We start from the raw sequence: 12158 nt of genomic DNA, 5'->3' as shown, positions 1-12158 counted from the left end.
CTAACACTTCCCCTTGCCGGGTGTGTAGAGGACTTCCACCTCCAAGTCATCCAACTCATCACCATAATGAGCTGAACAGCGCCAGTCACGGCGCTACGCGCCATGCCTGGCGCACCATAAAAAAAGGGCGCCAACCGGCGCCCCTCTCTAGATTGATCGTTCCCACGCTCTGCGTGGGAATGCCGCCACGGACGCTCCGCGTCCATGCTGATGTGACGCAGAGCGTCACGGGATGCATTCCCACGCAGAGCGTGGGAACGATCACCGGTAGTCGAAAATCAGCGCTTGTCGCGGCGCTTTTTGTCGGCTTTTTTGTGGTGCGACATCATGCGGCGCTTCTTGTTGACTTGGCGATCGGTCAGCGAGTTCTTGTTGCCTTCATACGGGTTCTCGCCGCCCTTGAACTCGATGCGGATCGGCGTACCGACCAGCTTGAGCACACGACGGTAAGTGTTTTCCAGGTAACGGACGTAAGACTTCGGCACCTTCTCGATCTGGTTACCGTGAATCACGATGATCGGCGGGTTCGCGCCACCCAAGTGGGCATAACGCAGCTTGATCCGGCGGTTGTTGACCATCGGTGGCGCGTGCTCGCCAACCGCATCTTCCAGAATCTGGGTCAGGCGGTTGGTCGGCCAGCGGGTGACCGCGGACTTGAACGAGTTCTGTACCGACGCGTAGAGGTTGCCCACGCCAGTGCCGTGCAAGGCCGAGATAAAGTGGATGTCGGCGTAGTCAACGAAGAACAGTCGACGTTGCAGCTCAACCTTCACGAAGTCGCGCTCGCTCGGCGTCATGCCGTCCCACTTGTTGATCGCGATGACCAGCGCACGACCCGATTCAATGGCGAAGCCCAGCAGGTTGAGGTCGTGGTCCACCACGCCTTCGCGGGCGTCCATCACGAAGATCACCACGTTGGCGTCTTTGATCGCCTGCAGGGTTTTGACCACGGAGAACTTTTCGACTTCTTCGTGGATCTTGCCGCGCTTGCGCACACCGGCGGTGTCGATCAGCGTGTACTTCTCGTCGTTACGCTCGAACGGGATGTAGATACTGTCGCGGGTAGTGCCGGGCTGGTCATAAACGATGACTCGGTCTTCACCCAGCATGCGGTTGACCAGGGTCGACTTGCCAACGTTCGGACGGCCGATGATGGCGATCTTGATACCGTCTTTTTCGCTCGGGCCAGGAATGCGCTTGGCTTCCTCGCCTTCGGCAACGATCTCTTCCTCGCCTTCTTCCGCTTCTTCTTCGTCTTTCGGGAAATCGCTCAGGGCGATTTCCAGCATCTGGGTGATGCCACGACCATGAGCACCGGCGATTGGAATCGCGTGGCCCATGCCCAACGGGGCGAATTCAGCGCGGGCCATTTCAGGGTCGATGTTGTCGACCTTGTTGGCGACCACATAAGAACGCTTGTTACGCTTGCGCAAATGCTCGGCGATCATCTGGTCGGCGGCGGTGAAACCGGCCTTGGCATCTACCAGGAACAGAACGACATCCGCTTCTTCAATGGCCAGCAGCGACTGCTCGGCCATTTTTTCGTCCATACCGTGCTCGTCACCGGAGATACCGCCGGTGTCGACCAGAATGTAGGAACGCCCTTGCCACTTGGCCTCACCGTACTGGCGATCACGGGTCAGACCGGACAAGTCGCCGACAATGGCGTCGCGAGTCCTGGTCAGGCGGTTGAACAAGGTGGACTTGCCGACGTTCGGTCGGCCCACCAGGGCGATTACGGGAACCATGCGGCTCTCCACTTCGTTATTTCAGAAAATACAAAAGCCGCTGCGAGGCAGCGGCTGGTGCTCGGGGCAATCACTGTAGGAGCTGGCTTGCCAGCGAAGGCGATCTCAAGATCACCGCAATATTCAGCGGCCCCTTCGCCGGTAAGCCGGCTCCTACAGTGAAGCAGCCTGGGGGATTAACCCCAAGCATAGTCAAACCTTTACTTGATGGTCAGGGCTTCCAGTTTGCCGCTGTTGCCATACAGATAAATCGTGTCACCCACCACCAGCGGACGGGCACGCAGGCCGTCGCTGTCGATGCGCTCGCGGCCGACGAAACGACCGTCCACCTGACTCAGCAGGTGCAGGTAACCTTCCATATCACCGACTGCAACATAGCTGGAGAACACTTCCGGAGCCGACAGTTGACGGCGGGCCAGCGAATCGTTGCTCCACAAAGCCGTGGTAGAACGTTCATCGACGCCTTCAACGGTGCCTGCAGACAGGCTCACGTAGACGCTGCCAAAGCCCTGAGCAACGCCGGCATAGCTGGAAGCATCACGCTGCCAGAGCTGACGACCGCTTTCCAGGTCCAGTGCCGCGACGCGACCCTGGTAGCTGGCGACATACAGTGTACCGCCGGACAGCAGCAGGCCACCGTCGATATCGACCACACGCTCCAGTTCCGAACGACCTTGTGGAATCGCTACGCGTTGTTCCCATACCGGCACGCCGTTGGAAACATCCAGAGCAACCACTTTACCGGTCGACAGGCCAGCCACCGCGACGCGGTTGGTGACGATCGGTGCGCTGGTGCCGCGCAGGGTCAGAACCGCTGGCGTGCTGTCATACAACCAGCGCTGGTTGCCGGTAGCGGCATCCAGACCGATCAGACGGTCATCCTGGGTCTGAACCACAACAACGTCACCATTGGTGGCCGGCGGCGCGAGCACTTCACTGGTCACGCGAGCGCGCCATTTCTCTTCACCGCTGCTGGCGTCCAGGGCAACGATTTCACCCTTGATCGTGCCGATCATGACCAGACCGTAACCCACGCCAACGGCGCCGGAGACAGGCAGTTCGAGATCTTTCTTCCATTTGACGTCGCCATTGCTGCGATCCATCGCCATCACCACACCGGTGACGTCGGCGGCATAGATGGTATCGCCATCGATCGCCGGAACCAGCATGTTGTAGGTTTCGCCCTGACCGTCACCGATCGAACGACTCCACTGCTTTTGCAGAACCACTTCTTCTTTGAAGTCGGTCAACTCGGCCGGTGGCAATTCTTTTTTGCTATTGCTGCTGCAACCCGCGGCCAATATGGCCAGAGCCAGCAATGCTGCATGTTTCCAACGGATCACGTCACGCATCCCCTTTGGCCAGGTCGTCCAGCTTGATTTGTAGGCCGCCGACCGCCGCTTCATCCGACAGTGCCGCCTTGGCTTTCTGATACGCCGCGTTCGCTTCGTCGGTACGACCCAACTGCACCAGCAGGTCGCCTTTGAGTTCTTCGCGAGTGGCCAGGAATGCTTTGTCCGCATCGCCTTCGAGCAATTTCAGGGCTTCATCGACCTTGTTCTGCGCGGCCAGCACCTGCGCCAGGCGCTGACGGGCGATTTCGCCGAGTGCCGGGTTGGCCGGTTTGGCGACAATGGCTTTCAGCTCGCTGGCTGCGTCGTCCAGCTTGGCGCTGTCGACCGCGACTTTCGCCACGAACAGGCTGCCGTATTGCGCGTAAGCGGTGCCGCCGAACTCGCTGTTGAGCTTGCCAGCCAGGTCCGAAACACGTGCAGCATCGGGCTTGCCGTCAGGCGTCAGCGTGGTTTCGAGCAATTGCTGATAGAGAATCGAGGCGCCTTGCGACTGATTGCTCTGATACTTCTGAAAGGCCTGCCAGCCGAACACGATGACCAGCGCCAACAGGCCGCCAGTGACCAGGGGCTTGCCGTTGCGTGTCCACCAGTCCTTCAACTCCACCAGATGTTCGTCTTCGGTACTCGACACCCCAATACTCCTTAATCGCTAAATCGGCTGTTTGACAGCTTCAACCCTGCACGACGCAGGTGGCCAGGTGTGCAGCAAGCGCATCCCAGGCAATGCTTTGTTGTTCGCCCTGGCCACGCAGGGGTTTGAAACCTACCACTTGCTGGGCCATTTCGTCCTCACCGAGAATCAATGCGTACAGCGCACCGCTCTTGTCGGCTTTCTTGAACTGGCTTTTGAAGCTGCCGGCGCCGGCATTGACTTGCAGGCGCAGGTTGGGCAATTGATCACGAACGCGCTCGCTCAATGCCAGACCGGCCAGCTCGGCGGCTTCACCGAAGGCGCAGAGGTAAACATCGACCTGACGGGAGATTTCTTCGGGAATCTGCTCCAGGGTTTCAAGCAGCAGCACCAGACGCTCGATGCCCATGGCGAAGCCAACGCCCGTGGTCGGCTTGCCGCCCATCTGCTCCACCAGACCGTCGTAACGGCCACCGGCACACACGGTGCCCTGAGCGCCCAACTTGTCGGTGACCCATTCGAAAACGGTCTTGCTGTAGTAATCCAGCCCGCGAACCAGCTTCGGGTTGATCACATAAGGAATGCCGGCGGCGTCCAGACGAGCCTTGAGGCCCTCGAAGTGCACGCGGGACTCTTCGTCGAGGTAGTCGGCCATTTTTGGCGCGTCGGCCAACGCCGCTTGGGTGTCGGGGTTCTTGGTATCCAGAACCCGCAGCGGGTTGGTTTTCAGACGGCGCTGGCTGTCTTCGTCCAGTTGATCCAGGCGAGCGGACAGGTATTCGACCAGTGCTTCACGATAACGACCACGGGACTCGCTGGTGCCCAGGCTATTGAGTTCGAGCTTGACCGCATCGCGGATACCCAGCTCGCCCCACAGGCGCCAGGTCAGCACGATCAACTCGGCGTCGATGTCCGGACCGTCGAGGTTGAAGACTTCGCAACCAATCTGGTGAAACTGGCGATAACGACCTTTCTGTGGACGTTCGTGACGGAACATCGGGCCGATGTACCAGAGTTTCTGCACTTGGCCGCCGCCGGTGATGCCGTGCTCGAGCACCGCACGCACGCAGGCCGCTGTGCCTTCAGGGCGCAGGGTCAGGGAATCGCCGTTGCGGTCGTCGAAGGTGTACATCTCTTTTTCGACGATGTCGGTCACTTCACCGATGGAGCGTTTGAACAGCTCGGTGAACTCAACGATCGGCATGCGAATCTGCTTGTAACCGTAGTTATCCAGCAGACGCGAAACAGTGCCCTCGAAATGACGCCACAGGGGAGTCTGTTCGGGCAGGATGTCGTTCATGCCACGTATGGCTTGCAGAGACTTGCTCACTATAAATCCTTAAATTCGTTCGACTTAGCCACGCGCAATGACTGCTGCGTCGGCTTCGACCTTTTCGGCCGCTTTCTGACGGATCAAGCGTTCAAGCTCATCCACCAGATTGTCATTCGTCAGTTTCTGCGCCGGCTTGCCGTCGATGTAAATCAGGTTTGGCGTGCCGCCGGTCAAGCCGATATGGGCTTCCTTGGCTTCGCCCGGCCCGTTGACCACGCAACCGATCACCGCGACATCCAGCGGCACCAGCAGGTCTTCAAGGCGCCCTTCCAGTTCGTTCATGGTTTTGACCACATCGAAATTCTGCCGCGAGCAGCTCGGGCAGGCGATGAAGTTGATGCCACGGGAACGCAGGTGCAGGGATTTGAGAATGTCGTAGCCGACTTTCACTTCCTCGACCGGGTCGGCCGCCAACGAGATGCGAATAGTATCGCCAATCCCTTCGGCGAGCAGCATACCGAGGCCTACGGCGGATTTCACTGTGCCTGAGCGCAAACCACCCGCTTCAGTGATGCCCAAGTGCAGCGGCTGGACGATTTCCTTGGCCAGCAAGCGGTAGGCGGCGACGGCCATGAATACGTCGGAGGCTTTCACGCTGACCTTGAAGTCCTGGAAATTCAGGCGTTCAAGGTGTTCGACGTGACGCAAGGCGGACTCGACCAGTGCAGCGGGAGTCGGCTCGCCGTATTTCTTTTGCAGGTCTTTTTCCAGGGAGCCGGCGTTGACGCCGATGCGGATTGGAATCCCGCGATCACGGGCAGCATCGACCACCGCACGCACGCGGTCTTCGCGACCAATGTTGCCCGGGTTGATCCGCAGGCAATCGACGCCCAGTTCGGCTACGCGCAATGCGATTTTGTAGTCGAAGTGGATGTCGGCCACCAACGGCACTTTGACCAGTTGCTTGATCTTGCCGAAGGCTTCGGCGGCATCCATGTCCGGCACGGAAACCCGCACGATATCGACGCCAGCGGCTTCCAGGCGATTGATCTGGGCCACGGTGGCGGCCACGTCATTGGTGTCGCTGTTGGTCATGCTCTGCACAGCGATAGGTGCATCGCCGCCCACGGGCACGTTACCGACCCAGATCTTGCGGGATTCGCGACGTTTGATTGGAGATTCGCCGTGCATGACTTATTGACCCAACTTCAGGCGAGCAGTTTCGCCACTGGTGAACGGAGCGACATCAACCACCTGTCCGTTGTAGCTGACCTGCGCGCCACGGGCGAAGCCCAGACGCACGGAAAATGGCGGTTTGCCGCTGACGGTAACATTTTCGCCTTTACGCTTTAGACCGCTTAATAGCACCTTGCCCGCGCCATCGGTCACTTGCGTCCAGCAATCGGCAGTGAATTGCAGTTGAACCTGGCCTTGGCCAGCCACCGGAGTTGCCGGAGCTGGAGCCGGGGCGGTCGGAGCAATCGGAGCCGTGATAACTGGTGCCGGTACAGCGGGAACAGCCGGAGCAGGCGTCGCCGGTGTCGCCGGTGTCGCGACAACCGGCGCAATGCTGTGGGCCGCAGGCGTTACTGCTGGAGCCGCTGGTGCTGGAACCGGTGCGCTCGTTTCGGCATTGACTGGTTCCTCGGTCGAAGTCTCGGCCTGAGGCAGCGCAAGAGGCGTTGCACCTTCAGCCTGGCCTTGAGCAACAGCCTGGTCTTCCGGCTCGTCCAGTGGATGGATCTGGGTGGTGCCGTCGGCGCCTTCGACTTCAACGTGTTCCGGGGCCAGGCCGATCAAGTCCTTGGTGCGCAATGAGGTTTGATCCTGCCACCAGACAAAACCACCGCCAATCACCGCGAGCAACAACAGCAGGCTGACAATTCGCAAAATGGTGTGAGAAACCCGAACCGGCTCTTCGATGCGCCCCAGGCTGTGGACGTTGCTGCCCTGGGAGTCGGTGCCGGTGGATTGGTCGAACTGCTGGACCAGAATGGCCTGGTCCATGCCGAGCAATTTGGCATACGTGCGAATATAGCCACGGGCAAAGGTATGCCCTGGCAGCTTGTCGAAAGCGCCGGCTTCCAGATTGCTCAGGGAATTGACGGTGAGGTTGAGCTTGAGGGCCACTTCGGCCAGCGACCAGCCATTGCTTTCGCGAGCCTGGCGCAAAGTCTCACCGGGGTTAACGCGATTCGCTGCTACAACTTCGGGATGCGCCGCTTTCATCATTGCTCCGACAGGTATTGCTGATATTCCGGCGTACCGGGATAGAGTCGTTTTAATTGCAGGCCAAAACTGGCGGCCTTGTCGCGATCTTCGAACACTTTTGCCAGCCGAACGCCGAGCAATAGACTACGTGCATTTTGTTCAGTGAGCAGGCTAAAACGGTCGTAATAGTCACGCGCGGGCACATAATGCCTGTCTTCGTAAGACAACTCAGCCATTTCCAGCAATGCTCGTGGCTGTTGGCGGTTCAAACGCAGGGCTTTTTCCAGTTGCTGACGGGCCAGATCACGCTGGCCAAGCTTTGAAGCGGTCATACCCAGGTTTTCGAAAACCCGCGAACGCTCAGGATACAGGGTATCGGCGGCGGCCTGTTCGAAGCGTTCGTACGCCGCTTTGTAACGTTTCTCTTCGAAAAGAAAACTGCCGTAGTTATTCAGGATTCGCGCATCGGCGGGGCGAGAAGACAACGCCTTGCGAAAATGCTGATCGGCCAGTTCCGGCTCCATCTCGGCCTGGAACACCAGCCCCAGAGCCGCGTTGGCGTCAGGATCCGAACTATCCAGGTCCAAAGCCTTCTTCAACGGGACTTTGGCGCGCTCGGTCATGCCTTGCTGCAAATACCCCAAGCCCAGTTGCACGTAGGCGGCACGCGCTTCATCACGGCCCTTGCTGGTCTTCATCGGGTTGAAATCGCCCGACAGGACACAACCAGCACAGAGGCTGGCCAACAGCACAAGCAGCGCGAAGCGCAGGGACATAGAGATCCTCTCTTAATTATTGTTCGCGGCGTTTGTTGCGATATCGTTTTCGGCGCTCAACTCGCGCACGGCGATATAACGTTCGCTGCGACGGGTGCGATCCAGCACCTGCCCTACCAATTGGCCACACGCGGCATCGATGTCTTCACCGCGGGTGGTGCGTACGGTGACGTTGAAGCCTGCATGGTGAAGCTGATCCTGGAACCGGCGAATCGCGTTGTTGCTCGGGCGCTCGTAACCGGAATGCGGGAACGGGTTGAACGGAATCAGGTTGATCTTGCACGGAATGTTCTTGAGCAACTCGATCATCTCAACGGCATGTTCAACCTTGTCGTTGATGTCCTTGAGCAAGGTGTACTCGATGGTCAGCACGCGCTTTTCGCCCAGGGACGACATGTAGCGCTGGCACGACTCGAGCAGCATCTTAAGCGGATATTTCTTGTTGATCGGCACCAATTGGTTACGCAATGCGTCGTTTGGTGCGTGCAGCGACAACGCCAGGGACACGTCGATGTGCTTGGACAGCTCATCGATCATCGGCACCACGCCCGAAGTGGACAGGGTTACGCGGCGCTTGGAGATCCCGTAGCCCAGGTCATCCATCATCAGATGCATGGCGGCCACGACGTTGTCGAAGTTCAGCAGCGGCTCACCCATGCCCATCATCACCACGTTGGTGATGGCACGGTCGGCGGTCGCCGGGATGCTGCCGAACGATTTATTGGCAATCCACACCTGGCCGATCACTTCGGCGGCGGTGAGGTTGCTGTTGAAACCTTGCTTGCCGGTGGAGCAGAAACTGCAATCCAGGGCACAGCCTGCCTGGGACGAAACGCACAGAGTGCCGCGTTTGCCCTGGGGAATGTACACGGTCTCGACGCAGCTACCGGACGCCACGCGCACCACCCACTTACGGGTGCCATCGGTGGAGATGTCCTCGCTGACCACTTCGGGGCCGCGGACTTCAGCAATGGCCTTGAGCTTGTCGCGCAGGGCCTTGCTGACGTTCGTCATGGCGTCGAAATCATCGACGCCAAGGTGGTGAATCCATTTCATTACCTGACCGGCACGGAAACGCTTCTCCCCGATTGAGTCGAAGAATTTTTCCATTTCCTGTTGAGTCAGACCCAGCAGGTTGGTTTTTACAGTCGATGTAGTCATGGATTCACCTTCACTCTTAAGCCAATGCTTAGCGAGTGGTTACTTCAGTAGCTGCGAAGAAGTACGAGATTTCGCGAGCAGCAGCGGCTTCGGAGTCCGAACCGTGTACAGCGTTGGCGTCGATGGAATCAGCGAAGTCAGCGCGGATGGTGCCGGCAGCAGCTTCTTTAGGGTTGGTAGCGCCCATCAGCTCACGGTTCAGAGCGATAGCGTTTTCGCCTTCCAGAACCTGAACGACAACCGGACCGGAGATCATGAAAGCAACCAGGTCGTTGAAGAAACCACGAGCGCTGTGCTCAGCGTAGAAGCCTTCAGCTTCGGCTTTGGACAGTTGCTTCAGTTTCGAAGCTACAACGCGCAGGCCAGCTTTTTCGAAACGAGTGGTGATCTCGCCGATAACGTTTTTTGCAACAGCGTCAGGCTTGATGATGGAGAAAGTACGTTGAACAGCCATGGTGTAACTCCAGAAACGGTAATTTGCGAAAAATTAAACCCGCGAATTATACGCGGGTTCTTTGGTATTGCCTAACTGCGTACGGTGCAGAGATCAGTCTGCTTCTTCGATCCAGGCGGCCTGAATGGCTTCAAGCACCTTCTCGCCACCGCGGGTCGGATCATCACTGAACTCCGGCAATGCCAGCACCCATTTGTGCAGATCGACGAAGTTCACGTAACGCGGGTCCACTTCCGGCCGGGACTCAGCCAACTGGATCGCGATTTCAAGCACATCAACCCATTTCAGACTCATATCGGTTCCTTGAATCAGTGCGGCGCTTCGGCTGCATGGTTGAGCGAGTATTTCGGAATCTCGACGGTCAGGTCTTCAGTCCCGACGATCGCCTGACAGCCTAGACGCGATTGCGCTTCCAGACCCCAGGCCCGATCAAGAAAATCTTCTTCCAGCTCATCCGCTTCTTCCAGCGAGTCAAAACCTTCGCGGATGATGCAATGGCAGGTAGTGCAAGCGCAGACGCCGCCACAGGCGCTTTCCATCTCGATATGGTGCTCATGGGCCAGTTCAAGAATAGAGATACCGGGCTCAGCCTCTACAACCATGCCTTCCGGGCAGAACTTCTCGTGTGGCAGAAAAATGACCTGCGGCATCAGTTATCCTCGATTTCATTCAGGTTGCGCCCCGCCAGCGCGGCTTTCACCGTCGAATCCAGGCGGCGGGCAGCAAAGGCATCGGTCACTTGCGACAGACGCTTGGTCTGCTGCTCGATGGCGTAACCATCGGTGCCTTTCATCAATTCGGTCAGTTCCTGCATCTGCAATTCGATGACCATGCGTTCTTCGGCATCGAGCAAGCGCTCGCCGTCAACTTCCAGAGCGCCCTGCACCGCCTCGATCAGGCGCTGGGCATCGACCTGCTGCTCGCGCAATACGCGGGCGACTTTGTCGTCGTTGGCGTGCTGGAACGAATCCTTGAGCATTTTGGCGATTTCGCCGTCGGTCAGGCCGTAGGACGGTTTAACCTGAATGCTGGCCTCGACACCCGAAGCCAATTCGCGGGCCGAGACACTGAGCAGACCGTCGGCATCGACCTGGAAGGTCACGCGAATCTTCGCCGCACCGGCCACCATCGCCGGAATACCGCGCAATTCGAAGCGCGCCAGGGAGCGGCAATCGCTGATCAACTCGCGCTCGCCCTGCAATACGTGGATCGCCATGGCCGACTGGCCATCTTTATAAGTGGTGAAGTCCTGGGCCCGGGCGACGGGGATGGTGGTGTTACGCGGAATCACCTTCTCCATCAGGCCGCCCATGGTTTCCAGCCCCAGGGACAACGGAATCACGTCGAGCAACAGCAGTTCGCCGCCATCACGCTTGTTGCCAGCCAGGGTATCGGCCTGGATCGCGGCACCGATGGCCACGACTTGATCCGGATCGATTTCGGTCAGCGGCTCGCGACCGAAGGCGTGCGCAACGGCATCGCGGACGCGAGGCACGCGCGTCGAGCCGCCGACCATGACCACAGCGTGTACGTCTTCCAGCTCGATACCGGAATCACGCACCGCGCGGCGGCAGGCTTTCAGGCTGCGAGCAACCATCGGCTCGATCAGTGCATTGAAGTCTTCACGGGTCAGCTCGGCCTTCCAGTCGCCATAAGCAACTTCGACGGACGAGGACTGGGTCAACGCTTCTTTGGCCGCGCAGGCGGTTTGCAGCAGATGGCGCTGCGTACCCGGATCGAGGTCGGCCGACAGACCGGCGTTCTCGATGATCCAGCCAGCAATAGCGTGATCGAAGTCATCGCCACCCAGGGCGCTGTCGCCGCCGGTAGCCAGCACTTCGAACACACCGCCAGTCAGGCGCAAAATCGAAATATCGAAGGTGCCGCCGCCCAGGTCATAAATCGCGACCAGGCCTTCGGCGTGCTGATCCAGACCGTAAGCGACCGCGGCAGCGGTTGGCTCATTGAGCAAACGCAGCACGTTCAGGCCGGCCAACTTGGCTGCATCCTTGGTGGCTTGACGCTGGGCATCGTCGAAATAGGCCGGAACTGTAATCACCGCACCAACCAATTCGCCACCCAACGTCGCTTCAGCGCGCTGACGCAGCACTTTGAGGATATCGGCGGAGACTTCGACCGGGCTTTTCGGGCCTTGCACCGTGTCGATGAACGGCATGTGCGACTCGCCATCGACAAAACGGTACGGCAGCTGATCGCCCAATTGCTTGACGTCGGACAGACCACGACCCATCAAGCGCTTGACCGACAGCACAGTGTTCAAAGGATCGGACGCGGCGGCCAGTTTGGCCGATTCGCCCACTTCGACGTGATCGGCGTGATAGCGCACGGCAGACGGCAGGATGACCTGCCCTTGCGCGTCGGCCAGAGGCTCGGAAAGACCACTGCGCAACGCAGCGACCAGCGAATTGGTAGTGCCCAAGTCGATCCCCACAGCCAGACGACGCTGGTGCGGTTGAGGACTTTGGCCGGGTTCGGCGATCTGCAGTAGGGCCATCGTGATCAGGACTTATCTGTATATCAGGCGTGCG

The 12158-nt window shown here is 58.9% G+C and carries 12 protein-coding genes; all 12 read right to left on the bottom strand.

Annotated elements, in window-relative coordinates; translation table 11 throughout:
* Nucleotides 1-278 precede the first annotated feature (278 nt).
* The 12 genes from der to hscA all read right to left on the bottom strand — a co-directional run bounded on the left by der (nucleotide 279) and on the right by hscA (nucleotide 12124).
* Nucleotides 279-1748, bottom strand: a complete 1470-nt coding sequence (gene der / locus MEB48_RS27330) for a ribosome biogenesis GTPase Der (protein WP_237886862.1) — start codon at nucleotides 1746-1748, stop codon at nucleotides 279-281.
* A gap of 200 nt (nucleotides 1749-1948) precedes the next feature.
* Nucleotides 1949-3100, bottom strand: a complete 1152-nt coding sequence (gene bamB / locus MEB48_RS27325; protein ID WP_237886861.1) for an outer membrane protein assembly factor BamB — start codon at nucleotides 3098-3100, stop codon at nucleotides 1949-1951.
* Nucleotides 3093-3734: a tetratricopeptide repeat protein gene (locus MEB48_RS27320; RefSeq protein ID WP_237886860.1), complete on the bottom strand. Its 642-nt coding sequence runs from the start codon at nucleotides 3732-3734 to the stop codon at nucleotides 3093-3095. Before MEB48_RS27320 ends, bamB begins: the two co-directional genes overlap by 8 nt.
* A gap of 40 nt (nucleotides 3735-3774) precedes the next feature.
* Complete coding sequence (hisS, locus tag MEB48_RS27315) at nucleotides 3775-5064, bottom strand: histidine--tRNA ligase (protein WP_052967496.1); 1290 nt, start codon at nucleotides 5062-5064, stop codon at nucleotides 3775-3777.
* A 24-nt stretch (nucleotides 5065-5088) separates the two neighbouring features.
* Complete coding sequence (gene ispG, locus MEB48_RS27310; RefSeq protein WP_008070966.1) at nucleotides 5089-6198, bottom strand: flavodoxin-dependent (E)-4-hydroxy-3-methylbut-2-enyl-diphosphate synthase; 1110 nt, start codon at nucleotides 6196-6198, stop codon at nucleotides 5089-5091.
* 3 nt (nucleotides 6199-6201) lie between these two features.
* Nucleotides 6202-7236: a RodZ domain-containing protein gene (locus MEB48_RS27305; RefSeq protein ID WP_237886859.1), complete on the bottom strand. Its 1035-nt coding sequence runs from the start codon at nucleotides 7234-7236 to the stop codon at nucleotides 6202-6204.
* Complete coding sequence (gene pilW / locus MEB48_RS27300; protein ID WP_237886858.1) at nucleotides 7236-7994, bottom strand: type IV pilus biogenesis/stability protein PilW; 759 nt, start codon at nucleotides 7992-7994, stop codon at nucleotides 7236-7238. Before pilW ends, MEB48_RS27305 begins: the two co-directional genes overlap by 1 nt.
* A gap of 12 nt (nucleotides 7995-8006) precedes the next feature.
* A complete protein-coding gene (gene rlmN, locus MEB48_RS27295) occupies nucleotides 8007-9155 on the bottom strand; it encodes a 23S rRNA (adenine(2503)-C(2))-methyltransferase RlmN (RefSeq protein WP_007903600.1) in 1149 nt (382 codons plus the stop codon).
* Between the two features lie 28 nt (nucleotides 9156-9183).
* Nucleotides 9184-9609 carry a nucleoside-diphosphate kinase gene (gene ndk / locus MEB48_RS27290; protein WP_007903599.1) on the bottom strand — a complete coding sequence of 142 codons (426 nt, stop codon included), beginning with the start codon at nucleotides 9607-9609 and terminating at the stop codon, nucleotides 9184-9186.
* A gap of 93 nt (nucleotides 9610-9702) precedes the next feature.
* Nucleotides 9703-9903, bottom strand: a complete 201-nt coding sequence (iscX, locus tag MEB48_RS27285) for a Fe-S cluster assembly protein IscX (protein WP_047538086.1) — start codon at nucleotides 9901-9903, stop codon at nucleotides 9703-9705.
* A gap of 14 nt (nucleotides 9904-9917) precedes the next feature.
* Nucleotides 9918-10259 carry an ISC system 2Fe-2S type ferredoxin gene (gene fdx, locus MEB48_RS27280; protein WP_008014719.1) on the bottom strand — a complete coding sequence of 114 codons (342 nt, stop codon included), beginning with the start codon at nucleotides 10257-10259 and terminating at the stop codon, nucleotides 9918-9920.
* On the bottom strand, nucleotides 10259-12124 hold the full coding sequence (gene hscA, locus MEB48_RS27275) for a Fe-S protein assembly chaperone HscA (protein ID WP_237886857.1): 1866 nt from the start codon (nucleotides 12122-12124) through the stop codon (nucleotides 10259-10261). Before hscA ends, fdx begins: the two co-directional genes overlap by 1 nt.
* Nucleotides 12125-12158: the final 34 nt, after the last annotated feature.

Source organism: Pseudomonas sp. PGPR40 (genome assembly GCF_022014505.1).
Taxonomy (GTDB): domain Bacteria; phylum Pseudomonadota; class Gammaproteobacteria; order Pseudomonadales; family Pseudomonadaceae; genus Aquipseudomonas.
This window is presented reverse-complemented; position numbering and strand designations above follow the sequence as displayed.